This is a genomic window from Geobacter hydrogenophilus, assembly GCF_018501225.1.
GTDB classification, from domain to species: Bacteria; Desulfobacterota; Desulfuromonadia; order Geobacterales; family Geobacteraceae; genus Geobacter; species Geobacter hydrogenophilus.
The window spans coordinates 198,184-222,326 of sequence record NZ_JAHCZI010000004.1 but is presented as its reverse complement, the minus strand read 5'-3'; the positions used below and the strand labels follow the sequence as shown (position 1 = coordinate 222,326).

20 protein-coding genes are annotated in these 24,143 nt (G+C 63.0%); 11 read left to right on the top strand and 9 right to left on the bottom strand.

Going from position 1 to position 24,143, the window contains the following annotated elements; genetic code table 11:
• Nucleotides 1-34 precede the first annotated feature (34 nt).
• Nucleotides 35-1,663 carry a SpoVR family protein gene (locus KI811_RS09265; protein ID WP_214186192.1) on the top strand — a complete coding sequence of 543 codons (1,629 nt, stop codon included), beginning with the start codon at nucleotides 35-37 and terminating at the stop codon, nucleotides 1,661-1,663.
• Nucleotides 1,664-1,676: 13 nt separating this feature from the next.
• Nucleotides 1,677-3,971: a serine protein kinase PrkA gene (locus tag KI811_RS09260; protein WP_214186191.1), complete on the top strand. Its 2,295-nt coding sequence runs from the start codon at nucleotides 1,677-1,679 to the stop codon at nucleotides 3,969-3,971.
• A gap of 19 nt (nucleotides 3,972-3,990) precedes the next feature.
• Here KI811_RS09260 and KI811_RS09255 read toward each other — a convergent pair whose 3' ends face one another.
• Together KI811_RS09255 and KI811_RS09250 are read right to left on the bottom strand one after the other, a co-directional pair.
• Nucleotides 3,991-5,118: a metallophosphoesterase gene (locus KI811_RS09255; RefSeq protein WP_214186190.1), complete on the bottom strand. Its 1,128-nt coding sequence runs from the start codon at nucleotides 5,116-5,118 to the stop codon at nucleotides 3,991-3,993.
• 61 nt (nucleotides 5,119-5,179) lie between these two features.
• Nucleotides 5,180-5,332, bottom strand: coding sequence for a hypothetical protein (locus tag KI811_RS09250; protein ID WP_214186189.1), 153 nt, complete (start codon nucleotides 5,330-5,332; stop codon nucleotides 5,180-5,182).
• 208 nt (nucleotides 5,333-5,540) lie between these two features.
• On the opposite strand from KI811_RS09250, the gene KI811_RS09245 reads away from it, so the two are divergent.
• Complete coding sequence (locus KI811_RS09245) at nucleotides 5,541-6,437, top strand: HDOD domain-containing protein (protein WP_214186188.1); 897 nt, start codon at nucleotides 5,541-5,543, stop codon at nucleotides 6,435-6,437.
• Nucleotides 6,438-6,465: 28 nt separating this feature from the next.
• Here the strand turns inward: KI811_RS09245 and KI811_RS09240 are convergent, their stop codons facing one another.
• The 4 genes from KI811_RS09240 to KI811_RS09225 all read right to left on the bottom strand — a co-directional run bounded on the left by KI811_RS09240 (nucleotide 6,466) and on the right by KI811_RS09225 (nucleotide 11,290).
• Nucleotides 6,466-7,074 (bottom strand): DUF4126 domain-containing protein, encoded by a 609-nt coding sequence (locus KI811_RS09240; RefSeq protein ID WP_214186187.1) that lies wholly within the window; start codon nucleotides 7,072-7,074, stop codon nucleotides 6,466-6,468.
• 65 nt (nucleotides 7,075-7,139) lie between these two features.
• Nucleotides 7,140-7,550: a cupredoxin domain-containing protein gene (locus KI811_RS09235; protein ID WP_214186186.1), complete on the bottom strand. Its 411-nt coding sequence runs from the start codon at nucleotides 7,548-7,550 to the stop codon at nucleotides 7,140-7,142.
• Between the two features lie 83 nt (nucleotides 7,551-7,633).
• Nucleotides 7,634-9,451 carry a KUP/HAK/KT family potassium transporter gene (locus KI811_RS09230; protein ID WP_214186185.1) on the bottom strand — a complete coding sequence of 606 codons (1,818 nt, stop codon included), beginning with the start codon at nucleotides 9,449-9,451 and terminating at the stop codon, nucleotides 7,634-7,636.
• An 18-nt stretch (nucleotides 9,452-9,469) separates the two neighbouring features.
• A complete protein-coding gene (locus KI811_RS09225; protein WP_214186184.1) occupies nucleotides 9,470-11,290 on the bottom strand; it encodes a KUP/HAK/KT family potassium transporter in 1,821 nt (606 codons plus the stop codon).
• Between the two features lie 167 nt (nucleotides 11,291-11,457).
• Here KI811_RS09225 and KI811_RS09220 point away from each other — a divergent pair, with 167 nt between their 5' ends.
• The 5 genes from KI811_RS09220 to KI811_RS09200 all read left to right on the top strand — a co-directional run bounded on the left by KI811_RS09220 (nucleotide 11,458) and on the right by KI811_RS09200 (nucleotide 17,872).
• Nucleotides 11,458-13,830: a U32 family peptidase gene (locus KI811_RS09220; RefSeq protein WP_214186183.1), complete on the top strand. Its 2,373-nt coding sequence runs from the start codon at nucleotides 11,458-11,460 to the stop codon at nucleotides 13,828-13,830.
• 3 nt (nucleotides 13,831-13,833) lie between these two features.
• Complete coding sequence (hslO, locus tag KI811_RS09215; RefSeq protein ID WP_214186182.1) at nucleotides 13,834-14,739, top strand: Hsp33 family molecular chaperone HslO; 906 nt, start codon at nucleotides 13,834-13,836, stop codon at nucleotides 14,737-14,739.
• 69 nt (nucleotides 14,740-14,808) lie between these two features.
• Complete coding sequence (locus tag KI811_RS09210) at nucleotides 14,809-15,489, top strand: cyclase family protein (RefSeq protein WP_214186181.1); 681 nt, start codon at nucleotides 14,809-14,811, stop codon at nucleotides 15,487-15,489.
• An 11-nt stretch (nucleotides 15,490-15,500) separates the two neighbouring features.
• On the top strand, nucleotides 15,501-17,249 hold the full coding sequence (locus KI811_RS09205) for a diguanylate cyclase (protein ID WP_214186180.1): 1,749 nt from the start codon (nucleotides 15,501-15,503) through the stop codon (nucleotides 17,247-17,249).
• Between the two features lie 104 nt (nucleotides 17,250-17,353).
• Nucleotides 17,354-17,872 carry a BCAM0308 family protein gene (locus tag KI811_RS09200; protein WP_214186179.1) on the top strand — a complete coding sequence of 173 codons (519 nt, stop codon included), beginning with the start codon at nucleotides 17,354-17,356 and terminating at the stop codon, nucleotides 17,870-17,872.
• 36 nt (nucleotides 17,873-17,908) lie between these two features.
• On the opposite strand, the gene KI811_RS09195 is transcribed toward KI811_RS09200, so the two are convergent.
• Together KI811_RS09195 and KI811_RS09190 are read right to left on the bottom strand one after the other, a co-directional pair.
• Entirely contained in the window at nucleotides 17,909-18,814 is a 906-nt protein-coding gene (locus KI811_RS09195) for an RluA family pseudouridine synthase (RefSeq protein ID WP_214186178.1), read from the bottom strand.
• Entirely contained in the window at nucleotides 18,811-19,332 is a 522-nt protein-coding gene (locus tag KI811_RS09190) for an NUDIX hydrolase (RefSeq protein WP_214186177.1), read from the bottom strand. The genes KI811_RS09195 and KI811_RS09190 overlap by 4 nt, the downstream gene beginning before the upstream one ends.
• Nucleotides 19,333-19,488: 156 nt before the next feature.
• On the opposite strand from KI811_RS09190, the gene KI811_RS09185 reads away from it, so the two are divergent.
• A complete protein-coding gene (locus KI811_RS09185) occupies nucleotides 19,489-21,054 on the top strand; it encodes a sensor domain-containing diguanylate cyclase (protein WP_214186176.1) in 1,566 nt (521 codons plus the stop codon).
• Between the two features lie 11 nt (nucleotides 21,055-21,065).
• On the opposite strand, the gene KI811_RS09180 is transcribed toward KI811_RS09185, so the two are convergent.
• Nucleotides 21,066-21,518, bottom strand: a complete 453-nt coding sequence (locus tag KI811_RS09180) for a hypothetical protein (RefSeq protein ID WP_214186175.1) — start codon at nucleotides 21,516-21,518, stop codon at nucleotides 21,066-21,068.
• A gap of 189 nt (nucleotides 21,519-21,707) precedes the next feature.
• Between KI811_RS09180 and KI811_RS09175 the strand changes: the two genes are divergently transcribed.
• Together KI811_RS09175 and KI811_RS09170 are read left to right on the top strand one after the other, a co-directional pair.
• Entirely contained in the window at nucleotides 21,708-22,769 is a 1,062-nt protein-coding gene (locus KI811_RS09175) for a hypothetical protein (protein ID WP_214186174.1), read from the top strand.
• Nucleotides 22,766-24,064 carry a M16 family metallopeptidase gene (locus KI811_RS09170; RefSeq protein WP_214186173.1) on the top strand — a complete coding sequence of 433 codons (1,299 nt, stop codon included), beginning with the start codon at nucleotides 22,766-22,768 and terminating at the stop codon, nucleotides 24,062-24,064. Before KI811_RS09175 ends, KI811_RS09170 begins: the two co-directional genes overlap by 4 nt.
• Nucleotides 24,065-24,143 lie beyond the last annotated feature (79 nt).

Genomic DNA, 24,143 nt, shown 5'->3' with positions numbered 1-24,143 from the left:
GCGGCAAGCAGCGCCCCTACACAGAACATTCATTATGGAACTCATCGACCAGCATACGAAAACAATCATGGAAGGGTGCAAGGAGCGGGCCCGCGATGCCGGCTTGCGCTTCTCCGACGAGACCCTGGAGTACATCGTCACCAACCGGGACATGCTGGAACTCCACCCCAAGGTGATGATCCCGACCCTCTACGACTACTGGGTCCATGACGTGGAACTGCTCAGGGAAAAGGGTAAGTACGAGCTCTACCCCAGCAACCCTTACGAGACAGTCATCAACACCCGGCCTCCCATCTCCTTTTACAACGACAACAACCCCGACTGGCTGAACGTGATGATCTTCTATCATGTCCTGGCCCACATCGACTTTTTCCAGAACAACCTTTACTTCCGCCACACCTGGGAATACGACCTGACCGGGAAGGCCCTGGCCGACAAGCGGCTCATCACGCGGCTGCGCTCCGAGCACGGCCGGTGGGTCGACTACGTCATCGAGTTCGCCCGCGCCATTGACAACCTGGTGGGGTACTTTGACGGGCTCTCCCACCTCTTCCGGCAGGACCGCCCCGCCTTTTCCAAGCGGCTTGACTACTACTTCGACGTCTTCCTCCAGGAGGTCAAGGGGGTGAAGACCGCCGAGTACGTGAAGGAGATCGAGCGCTACAACCGCTGCAAGCGGGAAGTGGGTGAGATGTGCGAGGAGAGCTTCTTTGCCGACGTGGTGGCGAAGCATCCGGAGTTCGAGGCGTTCTATCTCAAGGGAACCAGGGAGAAGAAAGAGGAGCGGCTCGATCTCCTCCAGTTCCTCATGGAGCATTCGGAGTTCCTGAACCAGGACGAGAACCTGTGGATGAAGTCAGTGCTGGAGGTGATCCGCTCCACGTCGGTCTACTTCCAGCCCCAGATCCGGACCAAGATCATGAACGAGGGGTGGGCCAGCTACTGGCACGAGGCCCTCTTTCTCACCGACGACCGGATCAAGGGGCACGAGGTGGACTTCGCACGGGTCCACTCGGGGGTCACCTGCCTTCACCGGGTGGGGCTCAATCCCTATGCCATCGGAATGCGGCTCTTCCAGCAGATCGAGGAGGGGGCCGATCAGGGGCGGCTCTCCCTGGAGTACCAGCGGCTGGCCGACAGCCATGCCCGGAAGGAGTTCGACCGGGCAACCGGCACGGGGCGCGATGTTATCTTCGCGGTGCGGGAAAACCTCTGCGACTTCACCTTCATCAACACGTACGTGGACCAGGACTTCGTCAACCGCCACCACCTCTTCGTGGTGGGGAAGCGCCTGAATGCGGAGCGGACAGCGTGGCAGTACTATGTCAAGAGCCGTAAGGCCGAGGAATACCGGGGCATGCTCCAGGACTCCCTCTACCATCCACCCCGCATCGAGGTGGATCGGACAAAGGGGGGAGGGAAGACCCTCTACCTCAACCATCTCTTCGAGGGGAAACCGCTGATCTCGGACTTTATCGCCAACACCATGCTGGGAATAGAATTCCTCTGGGGGGGACCGGTGAAGCTGGAGACCAGCGAAGTGGCGTCGGCTCCTCCCCAGGAAGCGGGCGCGCCCCGCGGTGAAGGGGAAGCGCCGAAGATCCACTGGCGCCGGCACGTCTACACCATGGAAAACCGGACACTTTCCAAGACTCTCGTGTGAGCGGAATAGACCCATGGACACCATAAGCAGGGCATTACATCACATGGACCGGATCGCGAACGAATGGGAGCACCTGGCCCCCATTCCCTTCGAGGAGTTCCTGAAGATTCTCGTGGCCAATCCCACGCGGGTCATCCGCAACGTCTTCCAGGTCTTCCATGACATGGTCATGAGCCACATCGACATCGGCGCCGACGAGTATCCCGACGACCCCGAGTCGATCCATTTCATCCCCTATGACTGCCGCCGCCTCTTCGTGGAGGGGACCGACCATCCCTTCTTCGCCGACCGCCTCTTCGCCAACCGGTTCGTGGGCCTCGTGGAGGCCCTGAAACGGGGTTCCCTCCAGAACAAGATCTATGTTTTCGAGGGGCCGCCGGGAAGCGGCAAGAGCACCTTCCTCAACAACCTGCTCCTGAAGTTCGAGAACTACGTCAATACCGAGGCGGGGATACGCTACGAGGCGGTCTGGCGTCTGGACCGCCAGGCATTCGGGGGGTTCACCCGGCACGAGACGGCGGTGTTTCTCGACAAGCTTTCCAAGCTCCTGGAGGAGCACGACTTCAACCAGGATGAGCTCCTGGCGGCGGAGCACGCCCTCCATCCGGGGGATGACTACGTGGAGATCCCCTGCCCCTCCCACGACAATCCCCTCCTCGTGATTCCGAAGCAGCTCAGGCGCCAGTTCTTCGACGATCTGTTCAAGAACGACGAGATGAAGTGGCGTCTCTTCACCGAGAAGGAGTACGAGTGGCTCTTTCGCGACACCCCCTGCACCATCTGCAGCTCCCTCTACCAGGCGCTCCTGGCCCGGCTGAAAAGCCCGGCCGCGGTCCTCGGCATGCTCCACGCCCGCCCCTACCGCTTCAATCGTCGCCTCGGCGAGGGGGTCAGCGTCTTCAACCCCGGCGACAAGCCGATGCGCAACAGCGTCTTCACCAACGAGATGCTCCAGAGCCGGATCAACGCCATCCTCAAGGACAGCAACCTGGTGAAGTACCTCTTCTCCGAGTATGCCAAGACCAACAACGGCATCTACGCCCTCATGGACATCAAGGGGCACAACACCGACCGGCTCATCGAACTCCACAACATCGTGAGCGAGGGGGTCCACAAGGTGGACGACCTGGAGGAGAACGTCGATTCCCTGTTCCTGGCCCTCATGAACCCCGAGGACAAGAGCAACATCGAGGGGTACCAGTCGTTCCTGGACCGGATCGAGTACATCAAGATACCCTACGTGCTGGACCTCAACACCGAGGTGGAGATCTACCGCAACACCTTCGGCAAGCATATCGACCACAGCTTCCTGCCCCGGGTCCTCCACAACTTCGCCCGGATCATCATCGCGTCGCGCATGGACGAACGCTCCTTCGCCATGCACGAGTGGATCCCCGAGCCCCACCGCTACAGCACCTTCTGCGATTTCAACCTCCAGCTCCTCAAGATGGAGATCTATACCGGCTTCATCCCTCCCTGGCTTTCGGAGGAGGACCGCAAGCGCCTCACCGCCAAGCGGCGTCGCCAGATTATTGCCGAGGGGGAGAGCGAGGGACACAGGGGGTTCTCCGGGCGCGACGCCCTGAAGATCTTCGGCGAGTTCTATTCCACCTTTGCCCGCAAGGACAAGCTGATCACCATGACCATCCTCATCGCCTTCTTCACCAAGGTCCACCCGGAACTGGGAAAGCAGCTCCCCAACGGCTTCCTCGACGCCCTCAGGGGGCTCTACAATTTCACCATTCTCCAGGAGGTGAAGGAATCCCTCTACTACTACAACGAGGAGCAGATCTCCCGGGACGTTCAGAACTACCTCTTTGCCATCAACTTCGAGCCCGAGGTGGACGAAACCTGCACCTGGACCAGGGACAAGCTCCACATCAGCGAGTCGTTCTTCGAGGGAATCGAGAACCGCCTTCTGGGGAGCAATGGCCGCGACCGGGAGCAGCGTCTCGCCTTCCGGAAAGAGATCCAGCGGGAGTACGCCGCCCACACCCTGGCCCAGGAGATCCTCTTCGAGGGGAAGGGGATAACCGCTACTCGTCTCTACCGGACTTTGTTCGACAAATATGTCTTCAACCTGAAGGAGAAGGCCCTGGACCCCTTCCTGGAGAACGTCAACTTCCGCCGCGCCATCAAGGATTTCGGGAAAGAGGAGTTCAAGACCTACGACAAGCGGATCCGCGACGACGTCACCTTCCTCGTCAACAACCTCTGCAGCAAGTTCCGCTATACTAAGAACGGCGCCAAGGAAGTCTGCATCTACGTCATCGACAATGACCTGGCCAAGGCGTACGGCAGCACCTGATGAACGGCTATCCCCTGATTCAGCCGAAGGGGATCAGTTCGATGATGGTAACCTCGGGGGGGGCCAGGAAACGGAGCGGCGGACCCCAGGTGCCGCTGCCGCGGCTCACGGAGAGGGCTGACCCGTTCGCCAGCCGATAAAAGCCGTCCATGTAGGGATAGGAGAGGCGGACCAGGAGCCCGAAGGGGAAGAGTTGGCCGCCGTGGACGTGGCCCGAGAGTTGGAGGTCGAAGCGTCCAACGGTCTCCCCGTCGATCCGGGGGCGATGCTTGAGAAGGATGGTGAAGCGGTCGGCGGGGAGTCCCGCCAGGACGTTCCGCTCGGCATGGGGCGGCGAAGGGGTTGCGGGGTCGTCGACCCCGGCGATGTTCACCACCCCCCCGGCGGTCACCCCCTCCCCCCGCAGGACCGTAAATCCTCCCCTGCGAGTGAAAGCGATGGCCTGGTCGAGACCGACGTAAACCTCGTGGTTGCCGGTTACCGCGAACTTTCCGTACCGGGGCGAGAGCTCAGCCAGGGGTTTTTCCAGAGCCGACAGGTCGTTGATCTGTCCGTCCACCAGATCCCCCGTCGAAACGACGATGTCGGGCCTGGCCTCCCTGACCTTGGCCAGGATATTCTCAAGCCGTTCCTTCCGCACAATCAGACCCAAATGGACATCGGAAATTTGCGCTATCGTCAGCTTCGGGATAGTGGCGGGAAGTTTAGTGGTGGGGATAACGATCCGCCGGGACCTGATGTGCCCCGCCTCCATAGAGCTCGACAGGCATGCCAATACCGCGTAGGCTGCGGCGATGCCGAAGGCGGCCCTCTTCCCGATGATCAGGAGAGACGGGTCGCGCTGCAGGAGCGCTCCTCCCCCCTTGAGAACGAGGTGGAAGAGGTCCATGGCAAGGGATGCGGAGAAGAAGAAAAAGAGGAGACCCATCCAGAGATAGCCGGTCCAGGCCAGGAAACGGGCCGTGAATTCCCACCCGTGCCGCTCGGTGATACGGACGAGGACCGGCGCGAGGGCCATGAGCGCCAGGAAAAGGGCGAGGGGTGCCCCTATGGATGGGCCGAAGCCGAAGGCCCCCCGCGCCTTGATGAAGAAATAGGCGTGGGTGCCGCCGTAGACCAGGAAAAAGACGAGCAGAAAGAGGTTCACGACGGTTTATTACTCCCGGCTGGCAAGGAAATGGGGCGCAGACGTTCTTTCGGCGCGCATCCTAAGGCTCCGGATTGTCGCAGGACGGGCACGACTGCTCGCCACTTTCCGGATCAATTTCCAACTCCCCGCCGCACACCTCGCATATCCCCTCGGTTTTCTCTCCCGTTGCCCACGTGCGGTAGGTCTCCCCGAATCGCTTTGAACCTTCCATGTGTGTACCCTCCGTTTCGATGCGCAGAAGATAAGGTACCCTGTTCATGCTCCGCAAACCTGATAATTGTATCACGGAGCGGCAGCGTGGCTATGGCGCCGTTCGACTCCCTGCGGGGAGGATCGGTTTTCCTCTCAAGAAAGCGGCGGGGGATGCCGATAAGAGCTGTGAGTCCAAAAGGTTAGGGACCAGGCACAGGAGGCATCCCATGAATGTCGACAATCGGATTGCCAGGGCCGAAGCGCTGCTGGCGACGATTCCCGAACTTCCAACCGTCCCGACGGTTATTGTCAGCATTGTACAGAAACTTCACGACCCCGAGGTGGACATTCAGGAGATTTTGGACCTTCTCCTCATGGATCAGGTGCTGACGATCCGACTTCTGCGGCTGGTCAATTCCCCCTATTACAGCACCATGAAAAACATCGTCTCCCTGAAGGAGGCGATCGTATATCTGGGGCTGGATCACATCAAGGAGGTCATCTACACCTGCTCGATCATCGACCTGTTCAGGGAGGGGAAGGGGGTCATCGATCGGGCAACGCTCTGGTCTCACGCCCTTGGTGTCGCCTTGGTCTCCAAAAGGATCGCCAAAAAGGTCGGCTACGCCGAACCGGACAATGCATATATTGCCGGGTTGCTCCACGACATCGGCGAGGTGTTCCTCAACTACTATCTCGAACCGATGTTTGCCCAGATCGCCCAGAGGGCCAAGGCAGAGGGGCATTCCTTCCACGGGGTCGAGTCCCTGTTGCTCGGCACCACCCACAGCGAAGTGGGCCACGTCATCGGCAAACGGTGGAATGTTCCGAAATTCGTGACCGATGCCATGCTCTACCATCATGATCCGACCCACGCTCCCCAGGATGATGCCGACCTCGTCTCCATCATCGCCGTCGCTGACCAGTTCTGCCGCTGGCGGAGCATCGACTACGGCGGGTATGAGGTGAGCGAGGGGGGCGAGACCGAGTACGGGGCATGGCTCCGCATGGCCGAGCACTTTCCCGGCATCGACGCAGACGCCATTGAGACGATCCTCCGAGACCTAGACAACGCCATTGAAGACATCCGGCTCCAGGTGGAATCGATCTTCCTGTTCATCTGAGAGTTCGCTGCCTGGCCATCGCAGGGTATCACGATGGTCCGTTCAGGCCGTCCCGGGGGCGCCAAAACCGGCCGATCAGCAGATGCACGATCTTGCGGGCGAGGAAGGCAAAGACAAGGAGGAAGATCACGACCACTCCCAGCATCAGAAGGGGGTGTGTCAGGGCGACCAGGGAGCCGCCCACGGCGAACAGGTCCTCCACCAGGCTTGCCCCGATGTTGCTGATGGGTTCCGGGCTCTGGTTGAGGATCACGCGGGTGCCCGCCTTCGCCGAATGGGCGGTGAAGCCGATGCCGCCACAGGCGAGGACGATCGCCACCTGAATCCACGGGTCATAGTTGCCGATAACGGTGTACCCGAGCACCGCGGCGCCGATCGGGCGGATAAAGGTGTGGATCCCGTCCCAGACCGAATCGACGAGGGGAATCTTGTCCGCCAGGAATTCGACAACGAAACATGCCGCCGCAACGGCAAGCACCCGCCAGTCGGCAAGGACCGAAAGCCCTGCGAGGCCCTGCGGGAGATGGAAGGAGCCGAACCGCAGGGCAAGGCCGATGGCAAGAATTGTCGTGTAGAGCCTCAGTCCCGAAAAGAGCGCGATGCCGGTGGCCGTCCCCAGCAGTGCCAGTATATCCATGGTGAATCATCCCAGTCCGAACGGCAGTTGTGTTCTCCTCTTCGCCAAGCCCTGACTCTCGGGTTTCATTCGACCACTTCGAGCAGGCCTTCCATGCCCTTTTCCCGGTGGCTCTTGAAGAAGAGAAGTTTTTTGGTGCAGTACATGCTGTATTTGCCCCTCTTGACAGGAGTGAATTTCACGATTTTCGGCTCATCCCCCAGGGTGACATCGAAAACGATCCCGGCCTCCGGCGAGTTCATCGCGATATTGTGAGGAACCATCCCGGCCTCTTTTCGTACCTTCAACTCCACCGGCACGTTCACCTTGACAACGATATGGCCCGGTTTGAAGAAGTAGCTCCCCCCAACGATTTCCACATGCTGGATCCCGTCGCTGCCGATGGCGGCAAAGTAAGGTTTTTCCTCCTCCTGGGAAGCGGCAGCCGCAAGGCTGCCGACCGCCAGCATCATCACTATGGCGATAGTTTTTTTCATTGAAGGACTCCTCTGCCGCAGTTTGTAAGGTAATTCTAAGGCGCGAGGCGTGCTTGTCAATGGAAGGGAGGGGATTGGAAGTATTACATCTCCACCCGCGTCACGACACCCTGGAGGCGGCTGGCCGGCAGCTTGTGGAACTGGACGAAATTGGGGGTGAGCTTTTTGAAGACCGAGAAGACCCGCCAGATGGGGTTGCGGGTGGAGATGTCCTCGACCCCGTAGAAGATGACCTTCTCCTGGATGCCGTTCGCCTTGAGGAGCGCCTCGATGTCCACCACCTCCATGTACCCGGCCTCGATCCGGAAGGCGTCGAGCCCCGGCCCGATTCCCTTTATCAGCTCGGTGTCGACCCCCAGGGGCTCGTCGGTGATGACGAGGGAGATGAAGACGTTGCGCTCGTAGATGATGTTGCTCCGGATGATGCAGTGGACCACGTAGGGTGGGACCACGTCGGAATCGCGGGTGAAGAAGAGGCCGGTCCCCCGGATGGGTCCCTTGGCGTAGATCTGCTCGTAGGAGATGAGGAAGGTCTCCAGGTCGAGGGGTTTCAGGGCGTGGTAAAGGGAGCGCTGTCCCCGGGTCCAGATGATGATGGTGACAAAGGGGATCGACGCCAGGATCAGGGACCAGTAGGCCCCGTGGGGGATCTTGGAGAAGGTGGAGAGGAGGTACGCTGCGTCGATGAGGGTGATCACCAGGGCCACCAGGGCCCGCCACTTCTTGGTGGTGTGGGCGAAGACGATGATCATCATGATGCCGGTGATGGTCATGGAGCCGGTGACCGCCATGCCGTAGGCGGCGGCCAGGTTCTCGGACTTGCGGAAAAGGAGCATCACGAGGATGACCGCCACCATGAGGGACCAGTTGACGGCGCCCAGGTAAATCTGGGACTTGATTTCCCGGGAGGTGTAGTCGACCCGCATGAGCGGCAGGAGCCGCGTGGTTATCCCCTGGTAGACGATGGAGAAGACCCCGCTGATGATGGACTGGGAGGCGATGATGGTGGCCATGATGGTGAGGATGAGGAACGGGATGTAGAGGGCCGGCATCTGATCCCGGACCATGCCGAAGAGGAGGTTCTTCGCCTCCGGGTGGGTAATGGCGAAGACCCCCTGCCCCAGGTAGTTCAGATAGAGGGCCATGAAGACAAAGTACCACGACTTGACGATGGGGCGGCGCCCCAGGTGTCCCATGTCGGCGTAAAGGGCCTCGCCCCCCGTGGAGCAGAGGATCACCTCGGAGAGGACGAAGTAGCCGGCCAGGCCGTTCTCCCGGAAGAAGGTGAAGGCGTGCCATGGATTGATCGCCTCCACGATCTCGGGCATGGAGAGGGCGGAGACGACGCCGGTGACGGCCAGGGTGCTGAACCAGACCGCCATGATGGGGCCGAAGGTGCCTGCCACCCGGTCGGTCCCCTTGAACTGGACCGAGAAGAGGCCGATGGCGATGGCGGCGGCAATGGCGACAAGGGTTCCGGAGGAGAGTCCTTCGAGGCCGGGGATAAGGAGGAGCCCCTCCACGGCGGAGAGGATACTGATGGCAGGGGTGATAACCCCGTCACCCAGCAGGAGCGATACCCCCACGAAGGAGAGAAAGCCGGCAAAGGCCACGAGACGCCCCGTCTTCACCAGCTTCATGATGATCTCCCGCAGGACGATCTCTCCCCCCTGCCCCTTTCGCCCCAGGCTCATGGCGAGCCAGGCGTACTCCATGGTGACGAGGATCGTCATGGTCCAGAAAACCAGCGACAGGATGCCGAAGACGTTCTCCCGCGTCGGCTGGGTCAGGGTGAAGATTACCGTCAGGGTGTAGATGGGGCTCGTGCCGATGTCGCCGAAGACGAGACCGAGGGCCTTGACGATTCCGCCCAGTGAGACGTCTCCCTTATTCTGGTCCACGGCCGGTCCCTTTCACGGTTACATCTCCACCCGCGTTACGACACCCTGCAGCTTGCTGACCGGCAGCTTGTTGAACTGGACGAAGTTGGCGGTCTGCCGCTTGATGGTTGAGAAGACGCGCCAGATGGGGTTGTTGGTGGCGATGTCCTCGATGCCGTAGAAGATGACCTTTTCTTCCACACCCTTCTTCTTGAGAAGCCTTTCCATATCAACCAGCTCCATGTAGCCGGCATGGATCTCGAAACTGTCGAGCCCCGGCCCGATCCCCTTCGTGACTTTGGCGCTGACGCCAAAGGGCTCGTCGGAGCGGTTCAGGGAGACGAAGACGTTGCGTTCGTAAATGATGTTGCTCCGGATGATGCAGTGGATCACATAGGGGGGGACCACCGCCGTCTCCCGCACGAAGAACAGCCCGGTGCCCGGAATGTTGTGCCCTTTGGCGTAGATTTGCCCGTAGGAGAGAAGGAACGTCTCCAGGTCCAGGGGCTTGAGCGCCCGGTAGAGTGCCTTTTGCCCCTGGGTCCAGATGATCATGATGGCCAGGGGGATCGAGGCAAGGATCAGTGACCAGTAGCCGCCGTGGGGGAGCTTGTGGAAGTTCGCCGTCAGGTAGACCAGATCGATGAGGGTCACCGCCAGGGCGATGGGGACCTTCCACTTCTTGGTGGTGCGGGAGAAGATCATGGTCATCATGATGCCGGTGATGAACATGGTGCCGGTGACCGCAAGGCCGTAGGCGGCGGCCAGGTTCTCAGACTTCTTGAAGATGAGCATGATGAAGATGACCGCCACCAGCAGTGACCAGTTGACGGCGCCGATGTATATCTGGGATTTCAGGTGCGTGGAGGTGTAGTCCACCTTCATGAGGGGGAGGATCCGGGTGGTTATCCCCTGGTAGACGATGGAGAAGACCCCGCTTATGAGGGCCTGGGATGCGATGATGGTAGCCATGATGGTGAGGCAGAGGAAGGGAATGTAGAGAATGGGCGCCTGGCTCTTCACCATGGAGAAGAGGATGTTGGTTTCGTTGGGGTTTCTCAGGATGAAGGCCCCCTGCCCCAGGTAGTTGATGACCAGGGCGCAGAAGACGAAGTACCAGGCCCGGATGATCGGCTTTCGCCCCAGGTGCCCCATGTCGGCGTAGAGGGCCTCGCCGCCGGTGGCGCAGAGGATGACCTCCGAGAGGATGAAGAACCCGGCCATGCCGTTATGCATCAGGAAGCTCACGGCATGATGGGGGCTCACCGCGCTGACGACCTCCGGAGTGCCGGCGATCGACACGATCCCCGACAGAGTCAGGGCACCGAACCAGATGACCATGATCGGCCCGAAGGCGCCGGCCACCTTGTCGGTCCCCTTGAACTGGAAGATGAACAGGATGAGGGCGATGACCGCCGCAATGAGGATCAGGATCCCTTGGGCGAGGTTTTCCCATCCCGGGATCAGCCGCATCCCCTCCACGGCGGAGAGGATACTGATGGCCGGGGTGATGATGCCGTCCCCCAGCAGGAGCGAGACCCCCATGAAGGCAAGAAAGCCGACGAAGGCCACCTGGCGCCCCGATTTGAGGAGCCGGACCAGGATTTCCTTGAGAACGATGGTCCCCCCCTCCCCTTTGCGGCCGAGGCTCATGGCGAGCCAGGCGTACTCCACGGAGACGAGGATGATGAGAGTCCAGACGATGAGGGAGAGGATGCCGAGGACATGCTCGGCGTCCGGTTTCGTCAGGGTCATGATGACCGTGAGGGTATAGATGGGGCTCGTGCCGATGTCGCCGAAAACAAGCCCCATGGACTTGATGATTCCGCCCCAGAATGATTCTGTGTGTTCCTGCACCATCCGTGCATCCTCCAAGGCTCGCGAGCCGGTGTCGGGCATCGGGATGCGAGCCAATGTATACAGCCGGCCCCTTATATCACTTAGCACACGGCGGCACAAGCGCAAACCGGCTTCCGTTCCGGCCATTCTCCTTGACCTTCTCTCCCCCCTTCGGGTAGTCTGAAGGGATGCATAAACCCTATGAACATAAGAAAAAACCGGAACTTCTCGCCCCGGCCGGCTCCCTGGAGGCCTTCTTTGCCGCCATGGAGAAGGGGGCCGACGCGGTCTACGCGGGACTCAGGGAGTTCTCGGCCCGGGCCAAGGCGAAGAACTTCTCCCTCCCCCAGATGGAGCGGATGGTGGCCTATGCCCATGGCCTCGGCCGCAAGGTCTACATCACCCTCAACACTCTCGTGAAGGAGGGGGAGTTGCCGCAGCTCGTGGAGACCCTCGCCGCCCTTGAGGCCATGGGGGCCGACGCCGTCATCCTCCAGGACCTGGGAATTGCCCGCCTCATCCGGGGCCACTTTCCGGGCCTTCCCCGCCACGCCTCCACCCAGATGACCATCCACAACCTTCCCGGCGCCCGGATGCTCAGGGATATGGGGTTCGAGCGGGTGGTCCTCGCCCGGGAGCTCCACCTCGACGACATCCGTCATATCAGCCGCGAATCAGGGGTTGAGATCGAGTGCTTCGTCCATGGCGCCCTCTGCTTCGCCATCTCGGGGCAGTGCTACTTCTCGTCGTTTCTTGGCGGCCACAGCGGCAACCGGGGGCGCTGCGCCCAGCCGTGTCGCCGCCACTACCGCCATCGGCAGAACGAGGGGTACTTCTTTTCCACCAACGACCTCTCCACCGTGGACCTCATCCCCGACCTGGCCGCCGCCGGGGTCGCGTCCCTGAAAATCGAGGGGCGGATGAAGTCGGCCGAGTACGTGGCGAGCGTGGTGGAGGCCTACCGCCTCGTCCTCGACGCCCCGGAGCGCAAGCGGGCCGAGGCGGCGGCCCGGGCCAAGGAGATCCTCAAGTTTTCCTTCGGCCGGGTCCCCACCAAGGGGTTCATGGCCTCCCGCACACCCACCGACATCGCCATCCCGACCCTCCGGGGCGCCACCGGGCGTTTTCTCGGGGAGGTGAAGAGCGTGCGGGGGGACCGGCTCACCTTTGAAACGAAAGACCGCCTCTTCGTGGGGGACCGGGTCCGGGTGCAGCCCAAGAGCGACATGGCCGGCAAGGCCTTCACGGTAAAGGATATCTTTGTGGGGAAGGAGCGGGTGAAGTCGGCCAGGGAGCGGAGCATCGTCACGGTGGTCTCCCCCTTCGCCTTCAAGGCGGGGGACGCGGTCTTCAAGGTCTCCTCCGAGACTGCCTTCACCATGAGCGAGAACGCCTGCCTAAGGCGCCTCGACGCCGTAAAGCCGGGGAAGATGCCTTGTTCCCTTGAGCTTTCCCTTGCCGGGGAGACCCTCCGCATCGGCGCCCGGGCCGCCGGTGTCGAATTTACCGCCGAGTTTCCGGTCGGCCTTCTGGAGCCCTCCACCACCAGCGACATGGCAGGGGTCCTCCGGGCCCAGTTCTCCCGCACCGGCGAGACCCCCTTCGAGTTCCTGGGCCTTGACGCCCCGGGCTTCCCCTCGGTCCTCATCCCGCCGGCCCGGCTCAAGGATATCCGCCGCGACTTCTATCGCCGGCTGGGCGAGAAGGTGGCCGCCGGCGCTGCCCAGCGCCGGGCCGAAGCGCGGAAACGGGCCCTGGCCTCTCTGGTCCCGCCGGGGCACCCGCGTCGCGAGGCAAAGAGTGAGGTGACGGTCCGGATCGAGCACCTGCGCGATACGGCCATCCTCCGCCAGCAGGGGGTCGACGCCGCGATCCTTCCGGTTTCACGGGCCAACATCCACCAGGTTCCCCTCACGGCGCGCAAGCTCCGGGGGGACGAGGGGCGGATCATCTGGCACCTCCCCTTCGTCATCTTCGATGCTGAAATCCCCTTCTACCAGGAGGCGATCGCCCTCCTCACGGGTCAGGGGTTCCGCCGCTTCGAGCTCTCGAACCTCTCCCACTTCCCCCTCCTTGCGGGACGGGACGTGGAGCTCTCCACCGACTACCGCCTCTTCTCCCTCAACACCCAGGCCCTCATGGCGTGGCATGAGTTGGGGGTGACCACCTCCACCCTCTACATCGAGGACGACGTGGAGAACATGGCGGCGCTCCTGGCCGCGCCGGTGCCGGTGCGGCGGCGGGTCCTGGTCTACGGGGGGGTGCCGGCCATGACCACCCGCATCGCCATCAAGGGGGTGAAGGGGGATGCCCCCCTGGTCTCCGACCGGGGGGAGGAGTACGAGGTGACGGTGCGGGGGGACCTCACCACCATCACCCCGGCGGTCCGCTTCTCCGTCACCCACTTCCGGGGCCGGCTCCAGGAGGCGGGGTGCGGCTCCTTCGTGGTGGACCTCTCCCAGGCCCCCCGGGAACGGTGGCGCCCCATTCTCGACGCCTTTGCCCGGGGCGAGGGGGTGCCGGGGACGAGCGAATTCAACTTTGTCATGGGATTGGTATAGATCATGGGAAACAGCACCGACTCGATCATCACCGACTATCTCGTCCGCGTCATCACCAGGGACGGCAGCATCCGGGCTCTCGCCTGCGTCACCACCGGCCTCGTGGGTGAGCTCTGCCGCCGTCACGGCACTTGGCCCACCGCCTCGGCGGCCCTGGGGCGCGCCGTGACCGGCGGGGCCCTCATGGGAGCGCTCCTGAAGACCGGCCAGCGGGTGGCCCTCCGCTTCGAGGGGAACGGCCCCCTGAAGAAGATCCTCGTGGAGGCCGACGCCAACGGCGCCGTCCGTGGCTGCGTGGGGAACCCGGAGGTGAGCCTCCTGCGGGAGGACGGCAAGCTGGACGTGGCCGCCGCCATCGGCCAGGCCGGGCTCCTCACGGTCACCAAGGATCTGGGGCTCAAGGAGCCCTACACCGGGACGGTGCTTCTCTACACGAGCGAGATCGCCGAGGACCTCGCCTACTACCTGACCGACTCGGAGCAGGTGCCGTCGGCGGTGGGGCTCGGGGTCTTCGTGGAGCCGGCCGGCGCCATTGCCGCAGCCGGCGGGTTCCTCATCCAGTCGCTTCCTCCCCACAACGACGAGGCGGTGGACCGGCTCATGGAGCGGATCGGCGCCATGCCGCCGGTCACGGAGCTCCTCCGGCAGGGGAAGAGTCCCGAGGGGCTCCTGGAGTACCTCTTCGAGGGAATTCCCTACGACACCCTGGAGAAGCGGGCACTGGCCTTTGTCTGCTCCTGCAGCCGGGAGCGGATCGAGCGGGTCCTCATATCGCTTGGGCGCGACGACCTCGCCTCCCTCCTGGCCGAACAGGGTGAGACCGAGGTGACCTGCGAGTTCTGCCGGGAGCGCTACCATTTCGGCCGCGATGACCTTGAGCGTCTCCTTGCCGGGATTTCGGCAATGTAGCGCTCGTCCTCGCAAATTCCTCCGCCGCGGGTATACTTTTTCGTGATCCCCACGCAGCGGAGGCCATCCATGACAATCCACGACATCACGGTTCCCCTCTCCCCCGACCTTCCCGTCTACCCCGGCGACCCGCCGGTCACCTTCGAGCCGGTCACCCGCATCGCCCGGGGAGACACGGCCAACGTCTCCCGCATCACCATGACCACCCACAGCGGCACCCACCTGGACGTGCCGGGCCACTGCCGCGACGGCGGCGCCACCGTGGACCACCTTCCCCTCTCCCTTCTCATGGGGAAGGCCCGGGTGCTGGACGTTCGCGGCGAGCGGGCCATCGGCCGTCGTGAGCTTTCCCGTCTTCCGGTGCGGGGGGAGGAGCGGGTTCTCTTGCGGACCGACAATTCCCTCCTCTGGGACCGCCCAGGCTTCCAGGACGATTTCGCCCACCTCACCGAGGAGGGGGCAGCGTTTCTCATCGAAGCGGGAGTCCGGCTCGTGGGGATCGACTACCTCTCCATCGAGGGAATCGCAAGCGGCATCACCGTCCACCGGATGCTCCTGGACGCGGGGGTTGTGATCCTGGAGGGGATCACCCTTGCCGAGGTGGAGCCGGGTGAGTACGAACTGGTCTGCCTTCCCCTCAAGATTGCCGGCGGGGACGGCGCCCCGGCCCGCGCCATCCTCCGGGGGAGGGAACCGAAGGGGGGAGAAGCCCCCTTCGACCCCCACACGACCCGTTGGCCCGTGGCCTGACAGGGGGCGCCATGGCAGGATCACGGAAGATCGTCAGCGCCCGGGAACTGGACCTTCTGCGCCGCCTTCTCCGGGAGCGGACCGAGGAGCTGGAGCAGGCCAATGAGCGCCTCTTCATGGCCAACCAGGTGAAATCCGAGTTCCTTGCCCACATGTCCCGGGAGTTCCAGCGTCCCCTGGACCATATCATCGATTTCGCCTCCTGTCTCCGCGACGGCGCCATGGGAGAGGTGAACTCCGAGCAGCGGCGTGGCCTCGAAGCCATCGTCATACGGGGGATGCGGCTCCAGCGGATGCTCCAGCGGGTTCTGGAGCTCTCCGGGAGTGACCTGGGGATGGCGGTTTTTCTCCCCAAGGAGTTCCCCGTGCAGGATGCCCTGGACCGGGTGGTGAAGCGGCTGCGGGAAACGGCCGAGAAGATGGGGGTTGCCATCGACGTCGGCTGTGTGAATGGTCCGGGCACCCTCATGGCCGACGAGGGGAAGTTTTCTTTCATTGTCGAAGAGTTGACCACCAACGCCCTCAAATTTTCTCCCAGGGGATCCCGGATCACGGTGCGTCTGCGGGACGTGGCCCCCGGAGGCGTTGAGGAGCAGTTTTTGGAAGTGGCGGTTTCCGACCAGGGTCCGGGAATTCGGGAAGAGGAGCTGGGGCAGATATTCAAGAGCTTCGAGATGGGGAGCGGGGCGGTTGCCACCCCCGGGAGCCTCGGGCTTGGCCTCGCCCTGGTGAAGCACTTCGTGGACCTCCACGGTGGGCGCATTGCCGTGGAAAGCCGGGCCGGCGAGGGGAGCACCTTTACCGTGCTCATTCCCAAGGGGAGGGGTTCCTTCCGCCTGGTCCGCACACCGCGGGTGCTGGTGGCAGGAGTTGAAGGGGACCTACTCATGCCCCTCCTGGCGCGGCTCCGGGAGGAAGGGTACGAGCCCCTCGTCGCCTCGGGGGGGCGGGATGCCCTGGACAAGGGGATTTCCATGGCCCCCGACCTCTGCATCCTTGGCCTCTCCCTCAACGAAGTGGGGGGGATCGACGTCTGCCTGAGGCTCAAGGCCCACGAGCGGAGCAAGCAGATCCCGGTCATCATAACCGCTCCCTACTCCGACCGCTCGGCAAAGGTGGGAAGCGCCCAGGCGGGGGCCGACGGCTTCTTCGTCCTGCCGGCCGAAATGGAGGAGCTTCTTCTCAAGGCCCGCAGCCTTATTGCCCAGAAGCTCAACTACGATTTCCTCAAGCGCAATTATGAGATTGCCGCCAGCGAGGCGTTCACTGACCCCCTCACCGGCCTCTTCAACCTGCGGCAGTTCTGGCTGAGCCTCGAACACGAGCTGGCCCGGGCCCGCCGCTACGGCAGGCACTGCTCTCTCGCCATGATCGACATCGACTTTTTCAAGCAGTACAACGACCGGCACGGCCACCTGCGTGGTGACGAGGTGCTGAAGGAGATCAGCAAGCTTTTTATTGCCAGCATCAGGAATTCTGACATCGCGGCCCGCTACGGCGGAGAGGAGTTCGTGGTCATCATGCCTGAAACCGGCCGCGACCTTGCCCTCATCGCCGGGGAAAAGCTGCGGCGGGCCGTGGCCGAGCACCCCTTTCCCCTCCAGGAGACCCAGCCGGGCGGTGTCCTCACGGTGAGTGTCGGCATCGCCACCTTCCCCGATGACGCCGCGACGGCCCGGGAGTTGGTGGATGCGGCGGACCAGGCCCTCTACCGGGCCAAGGGGCTGGGAAGAGACCGGGTGGAGAGCCGGGCCTTGTAGCTCTGTGGCGCCCCGGAAGGCGAGTGGTATACTGGAACGTGTAAAAGTACTGCAGGCGATTGGGCGGAAGGCAGGAAGCCTTCCGGGAAAGGGGTGTGACGCCTATGGCAACTCCACGTGGATCAGCGCGGTTTGGCGTTGAAGAGCACGGCAAGAGGGCAGCCCGCAGCACGGATGTCTACCTGCCGGCTGAAGGTAAGGAAGAAGCGGTGGTCTGCACCGGGTGCAAGGCTGCCTTCTGGGGGAAACGGTGGTTCAACGAGGGTGACGAGGGGGCAAAGCTCCCTGCCGGTCACGTGCCGGGAAAGGTGGTCTGCCCGGCCTGCCAACGGATGAAGGACAATAATCCCGCTGGGGTCGTCACCCTGTCCGGCGACTACCTCCTCAAGCACGAAGAGGTGATCCTGAACGCCGTCAAGAACGTCGAGGCGAAGACGCGGGCCAAGAATCCCCTAGCGAGGATCATGGAGATCGGCCAGGAGGCGAATGTCCTCACCATCCGCACCACCGACGAGAAGCTGGCGGAAAAGCTGGGGAAGGAGATCTACAAATCCCACAGCGGGAAGCTCGGTCTCCAGTGGAGCCAGGATGAGAGCTTCGTCCGGGTGAACTGGACACGCTGACACGAAAAAGGGCGACGGGAACGTCGCCCTTTTTCGTCAGTCGATATGAATCAACCCCTGTATCAATGAGATGCTCCGGCCAGTGCAGGCTTCGCGGAAGGCCTCATCGGGGGGGGCCTCGACCGTGATCGGGATTCCGTTGGCCGCGGTAAAGGACATGGCCCGGCAGTGGAGCATCATCCGCGGTGCCTTCTCGCCGCCGTAGGTGGTGTCGCCGACGATGGGAAGACCGCAGTGGGCCAGGTGGACCCGGATCTGGTGGGTGCGGCCGGTGAGGGGGCGGGCCTCCACGAGAAAGCCGCCGCTCCCCCGGGCGATGACCGTGAAACGGGTCAGTGCCCCACGGCCCGGGGTGGCCACCCCGTAACGGGCGCTCCCCACCTTGGCGATGGGGGCGTTGACCTCCCACTGGTCCGATTCCGGCTCGGCCGCAACAAGGGCCCAGTAAACCTTTTCCACCCTCCCTTCTTTCAGCTGGGCGGAAATGTGGGCTGCTGCCCGCTTTGTCTTGGGAAAGATCATCACCCCCGAGGTCCCCCGATCGAGACGGTGGATCACCCGGGCCGGCTCCTGGCTCCCGAGGGTGCGCAGGTAGAGGGTGACCGCATGCTCCACGGTTCCCTTGAGCTGGTAGGGGGTCCGCTGGCAGTTGAGCCCGGCCGCCTTGTTCACCGCCAGGTAGTCGTCGTTCTCGAAGAGGAGGTCATCACGGGTGTAGGCCAGCTCCTGGTAGCGCTCCGGCTCCATGACGCCGAGGACGATCTCCTCCCCGGCCCGCAGCGTGCGGGAGGCGACCCGCACCATGGCGCCGGCCACGGCGCATCCCCCCCAGTCGATGATCTTGCGGACCCGGGTCTTGGAGAGCTGCGGGAAGAGCCGCACCGCCCCGTCGTCGAGACGCATCCCTGCCTCTCCTTCTCCTGCCCGGCCGGTGAGGATCATGGCAACCCAGCCTTGGCCCGGAAAAGGGCGATGATAGTCTTGCTGTCGCGGATGCGGCCGTCCGTCGCCATAACGAGGGCCTCCTCGAGGGGTATCCGCACCGTTTCAATCTCCTCGTACTGCTCCGGGTCGGCCTCCCCCTGGGAGAGACCAGTGGCCAGATAGAGATGGATCGCCTCGTCAAAAACTCCCGGCGAGGTGAGGATGACACCGAGGGATTCGAGCCGGGTCGAGGAGAGCCCCGTCTCTTCGGCCAGCTCCCGCATGCCGCATGCCGCCGGCTCCTCTCCCGGATCGAGGCGGCCGGCCGGGATCTCAAGCAACGTTGCATCCACCGAGGGGCGCAGCTGCCGGATGAGGGTAACGGTCCCGTCGTCGTGGAGCGGCAGGACACCAACCCCTCCCGGATGGCGTACAACCTGGAACGTGTGCCATCCCTTGTCGCCTATCCGTACGTCCATCTGCTCAATGTCGACCACCAGCCCCTTGAAGGGTGTGGTGCGGTTGCGGGTGTCCATGGTATTTCCACCTTTCAGCAAATGAGCCGAGCATATCACTAAGCGGGGAGAGAAGGGAAGAAGGGTCATGGCCGCTTCAGGCGTTTAATTTCTCAAGAAAAGGGATATGTTACCGAAATAGTACTTTGTAATGATGAACTTTGCATAGAGAGCCCCATGGGACGAATGAGCCTCAAAACCAAAATAACAGCCTTCGTGATGCTCATTATGTCTACCTGCATCCCCTTGGCCGCTCACCTCACGCTCTCTTTTCTCGAGAATGAATTCGCTCGCGGCGTGGAGGCCCAGCAGGCCACTCTCGTGACGAGGCTCGCCAAGGACCTGGACGACAAGCTCGTGGTATCCCATGATGCCCTCGCCTCAGCGGCCCGGAGCTGCACCGCCGGCCACCTTGCAAGCAGCCGGAGGGCGCGGGAATTCCTGGACACGCTGCCGGCCCTCGGCTCCATCTTCGACAACGGGGTGTTCCTCTTTACCGCCGACGGGAAGCTCCTTGCCTCCACCATCGAAGAAGTCATCCGGCCCGACATGGACTTTTCGGACCGCGAGTATCTCCGTGCCACGGTGGCAACGGGGAGGCCGTATATCTCGTCTCCCTATATCTCCCGGCAGCCCCACCGGCACCCGGTGATCATGTTCACCGCGCCGATATTCAGCCTCGACGGCCGCCTGGTGGCGCTCCTTGGCGGCAGCATGGATCTCATGAAGGAGAATTTCCTTGGTTCCCTGTCCGATGCGAAGGTGGGGCGCACCGGATACTTTTATCTCTTCACCGCCGACGAAACCATCATGACGAACCCCCATCGGGGGACCATGCTGAACCGTGGCCTCCCCCCGGGGCTGCAAAGCCTCTATGTCCGCGGTGCCGACGGTGGAGTGGTTTGCGGTGAGACGATCAATGCGAAGGGGGAGCGCGTCGTCACGACAGTGAAGCGGTTGGGCGCGGCGCCGTGGATGCTTGCAGCCGATTACCCGGTGGCCGAGGCCTATGCACCGATGCTGGCCACTGAACGTTCGGTCCGGACCTGGATCATCCCCGCCGGGCTCCTGATCGCCATTGTCGTCTGGTTGTTCATGCGTCATCTGATGATGCCGATGCTCTTCCTTGCGGAACAGATCAGGGGGATTGAGGAAAGCGGCACCTACCGCAACGTGCTCATACACTCCGGCGACGAGATCCAGGCGGTGGCCGACGCGTTCAACAGCCTCATGAACCGGCTTCACGAGCACGAGGAAAAGCTTGTCCTCCTCTCCACCCGTGACTCCATGACCGGCCTTTACAACCGGCGCTTTTTCGAGGCTGAGATGGACCGGATCGACCGGGGGCGCCACTTTCCGGCCAGCGTCATCATGGTCGACGTGGACAGGCTCAAGTGGGTGAATGACACCCTGGGGCATGCAGCCGGAGACCGGCTGATCATCGTGGCGGCACGGGCGCTCCAGGAGGCGTTTCGGGCAGAGGATGTGGTGGCGCGGGTGGGGGGGGATGAGTTTGCCGTGATTCTCGAAAGTGCTGACGAGGCTGCTGCAGCAGAGGCTCTGGAGAGGATACGGAGAAGCGTTGCCGCGTGCAATGGCGAGACCGCAGAGTTCAGGCTGAGCCTCTCCCTTGGCGCCGCAACGGCGAGCACCCCCAGTACCCTGCGTGATACATGGCGCCTGGCCGACCGAAGGATGTATGAGGACAAGTCCCTCCGTAAAGCCGGGCTGGAGGCGGGGTGAATCGGGGTGGTTTACAGGGCGCAGCGCAGCAGCTTCACGCCGTCCTTGAAGAGGATCTCAACCTTGTTGGGCTTGGTGACGGTCACGACGATGCCGATGCCGAAGACGGGATGGGAGACGACCTCGCCGGTGCGGAAGGGGCGGTCCATGGCATAGGGGGTGGCCGTGTCCGGGTCGACCCCTTCTATGCTCAGCTCCCACTCCGACGGACCCTTGGGAATCGGCTCTCGGCGGGGACGGCCCGCCGATGGGGTGCGGGACGTGGAGCGTTGAGACGCGGAACGCTCAACCGGCTTCTTTTCTTCTTGGGGTTGGTGGTAGTTGTGCTGGCCGCCGCAGGTGTTGCACTGGACCCGGACAATCCGTTCCCCCACCATCGCCACGATGGTGTGGTTCAGCACCGCCCGGCACCGGGTGCATTTTGCCTCGACGTTATCTCCTGCTGAGCGCTTCCTGACAATCATGCTTCCACCTCACTTTGTTACCCCCGAAAGGGACGGCGTTTATAGCACTTTGCCCCTGACGTGTCAAGGGAGTTCACCCTGCTGTCGCGCACGTCGGTATGGACCTGGCGGCCGCAACAATGCTATGCTTTCACATTGCGGTAGTGAAGCTCAGTACTTCCAGGATGCATACGAGGTGTAACGCACGTCATGAACGTCGAACAGATGAAAACCGTCCTGCGGGAAATCCTGACCAGGACCGACCTTACCCCCTGCGTGGTGGGGCACCGGGGGGTGGGGAAGACCGCCGGGATCGTTCAGCTCTGCCGGGAGCTGGGGAGCAGCTACGTACCGCTGCGCCTCGGTCAGATGGAGGTGGGGGACCTGGTCGGCATCCCCTACCGGGAGGGGAAGGTGATGAACTGGTCCCGCCCCTGCTGGTGGCCCGCCGATGACGAGCCGGCCACGGTCATCCACTGCGACGAGCTGAACCGGGCCCAGCAGGAGGACACCCTCCAGGCCATCTTCCAGTTCGTGGAGCCCCCGGCCGAGGGGATGCGCCGGGCTCTCCACACCCACTCCCTCCATCCGAAACACAAGGTGGTGGTGACCATCAACCCCCCTGACGGCACCTACCAGGTGGCGACTCTGGACCGGGCCCTCATCGACCGGATGGTGATGCTCTACGTGGAAACCGACTACCACTGCTGGGCCGGCTACGCCGCTGCCCGGGACCTGGACACTGGCGTACGCCACTTTCTGGCCGCCAATTCCATGTTCCTCGCCAGCCAGGGGAGCCCCCTGGAGATGGATGCGGAGCCCACGGAGCGGGGATGGGAGATGGTGAGCATCCTCCGCAAGAGCTGCCGCTTCCCCAGGGACCTGGAAATGGAGATCTACGCCGGCATCGTCGGTAAGGAGGCGGCCATTGCGTTCCTGCACTGGTGCGCCGAGAACACCCGCCACCCCGTCACCGCCGTCGAGGTCCTCAACGGCTGGGACGGGGTGCGGGAGCGCCTTGAGGCCCAGCGGGACGACCTGCAGGCTTCCACCATGGGGGACATCGTGGCGACCCTCACCAGTGATCCGCGGCTCGGAGCGGAGCAGGAGGAGAACCTGGTCCGCTACATCGACATCCTTCCCCGGGATATGCGGTTCGGCCTCGTGAAATCGCTCCTGAAGATCCCCTCCGTGGCCCAGGCCATCTCCCAGGACAAGTACGACGCCGTCGTCTTCGACGCCATCCGGACCATCAGCGCGGAAGCCCCATGACCACAATCACACCCCGGCTTACAACCCTTCCCAACGGCCTTCGCGTCGTTGCCGTGGAGATGTCCCACCTCAACTCGGCGGAGATCGCCGTCTACCTTCGGGTGGGGGGCCGCCACGACAGCCGCGAGAAGGCGGGGCTCGCCCACTTTCTGGAGCACATGCTCTTCCGCGGCACTGCCGAGCATCCGTCGAGCCTGGAGCTGGAGGCGGACTTCGAGGCGATCGGCGGCTGCATCAACGCCGCCACCGATGCCGAGACCACCTGCTACTACACCCGTGTCCACCCTGATCACGTGGCCGAGGGGCTGAGGCTTCTGTCGGTCATGCTCCTCTCTCCACTCCTCACGGGGCTCGAGATCGAGAAGAAGATCATCACCGAAGAGGCCCTGGAGGATATCAACGAGCAGGGGGAAGAGGTTAATCCCGACAACCTGGCGAGCCGGCTCCTGTGGCCCGGCCACGGGATCGGCATGCCCACCATCGGCTATCTCGACACCATTGCCGGCTTCACCGAGGAGGACCTCCGGGTGCACATGGCCCGCCACTATGTGCCGGAAAACGCCGTCGTGGTGGCGGCGGGAAGGGTTTCTGTCGAGGAGGTGTTTGCCGCTGCCGGCCGGGCCTTCGCACCCTGGAGCGGTCCCCCGGCCCCCGTCCAGGAGTCGGTCTCCGATGTCCAGGACGCTCCGGTTTCCCTGTTCGTCAAGGACTCCGACAGCCAGGTGAACCTCCAGCTTGCCTTCCGGAGCTTCCCCCGGGAGGACCAGCGGCTGGCCGCTGCCCGGCTCATCCGGCGCATCCTCACCGGTGGGGGGTGCTCCCGGCTCCACCTGAACCTGCGGGAGCGGCTCGGCATCGTCTATTCGGTGGACGCCCAGCTTGCGGCCTACGACGATACCGGCTGCTTCGCTGTGGAGCTCTCTACGGCTCCGGAGAACCTGGCCGTGGCAGTGACGGAAGTGCTGCGCGAGACCCTGCGCCTGGCATCGGAGCCGGTGGGGGACGAGGAACTGGGCCGGGTTCGGCAGGGTTATTTCTTCGACCTGGATTACAGCAGGGATGCCACCTTCGACATGCAGGTGCGCTACGGATGGGGTGAGCTCATGGGGATGGTGCGGAGCATCGAGGAGGACCAGGCCGAGGCTGGCGCCGTGGATGCCGCGGCGGTCATGGCCACGGCCCGGGAGCTCTTCTCGCCGGCACGGCTCAATCTGGTGGCCGTGGGACCGGTGAAGGCGGCGGTCAAGCGGGAGATTGCCGGCATTGTCGGGCGGTATGAGGCGGAGTTTCGGTAACAGCTCCTTAAAATTCAGAATTCAGGAGTCAGAATTCAGGAGAAAAGCGGCTCGTCCATTAGGTTCAATAGCTCATTCT

What these genes read in the sequence shown, in the direction of transcription:
- KI811_RS09175 (WP_214186174.1), top strand. Translation starts at nt 21,708, where the DNA reads ATGAACGTCGAACAGATGAAAACCGTCCTGCGGGAAATCCTGACCAGG.
- KI811_RS09260 (WP_214186191.1), top strand. Translation starts at nt 1,677, where the DNA reads ATGGACACCATAAGCAGGGCATTACATCACATGGACCGGATCGCGAAC.
- KI811_RS09220 (WP_214186183.1), top strand. Translation starts at nt 11,458, where the DNA reads ATGCATAAACCCTATGAACATAAGAAAAAACCGGAACTTCTCGCCCCG.
- KI811_RS09205 (WP_214186180.1), top strand. Translation starts at nt 15,501, where the DNA reads ATGGCAGGATCACGGAAGATCGTCAGCGCCCGGGAACTGGACCTTCTG.
- KI811_RS09250 (WP_214186189.1), bottom strand. Translation starts at nt 5,332, where the DNA reads ATGGAAGGTTCAAAGCGATTCGGGGAGACCTACCGCACGTGGGCAACG.
- KI811_RS09200 (WP_214186179.1), top strand. Translation starts at nt 17,354, where the DNA reads ATGGCAACTCCACGTGGATCAGCGCGGTTTGGCGTTGAAGAGCACGGC.
- KI811_RS09190 (WP_214186177.1), bottom strand. Translation starts at nt 19,332, where the DNA reads ATGGACACCCGCAACCGCACCACACCCTTCAAGGGGCTGGTGGTCGAC.
- KI811_RS09195 (WP_214186178.1), bottom strand. Translation starts at nt 18,814, where the DNA reads ATGATCCTCACCGGCCGGGCAGGAGAAGGAGAGGCAGGGATGCGTCTC.
- KI811_RS09245 (WP_214186188.1), top strand. Translation starts at nt 5,541, where the DNA reads ATGAATGTCGACAATCGGATTGCCAGGGCCGAAGCGCTGCTGGCGACG.
- KI811_RS09170 (WP_214186173.1), top strand. Translation starts at nt 22,766, where the DNA reads ATGACCACAATCACACCCCGGCTTACAACCCTTCCCAACGGCCTTCGC.
- hslO (WP_214186182.1), top strand. Translation starts at nt 13,834, where the DNA reads ATGGGAAACAGCACCGACTCGATCATCACCGACTATCTCGTCCGCGTC.
- KI811_RS09180 (WP_214186175.1), bottom strand. Translation starts at nt 21,518, where the DNA reads ATGATTGTCAGGAAGCGCTCAGCAGGAGATAACGTCGAGGCAAAATGC.
- KI811_RS09240 (WP_214186187.1), bottom strand. Translation starts at nt 7,074, where the DNA reads ATGGATATACTGGCACTGCTGGGGACGGCCACCGGCATCGCGCTCTTT.
- KI811_RS09210 (WP_214186181.1), top strand. Translation starts at nt 14,809, where the DNA reads ATGACAATCCACGACATCACGGTTCCCCTCTCCCCCGACCTTCCCGTC.
- KI811_RS09265 (WP_214186192.1), top strand. Translation starts at nt 35, where the DNA reads ATGGAACTCATCGACCAGCATACGAAAACAATCATGGAAGGGTGCAAG.
- KI811_RS09235 (WP_214186186.1), bottom strand. Translation starts at nt 7,550, where the DNA reads ATGAAAAAAACTATCGCCATAGTGATGATGCTGGCGGTCGGCAGCCTT.
- KI811_RS09185 (WP_214186176.1), top strand. Translation starts at nt 19,489, where the DNA reads ATGGGACGAATGAGCCTCAAAACCAAAATAACAGCCTTCGTGATGCTC.
- KI811_RS09225 (WP_214186184.1), bottom strand. Translation starts at nt 11,290, where the DNA reads ATGGTGCAGGAACACACAGAATCATTCTGGGGCGGAATCATCAAGTCC.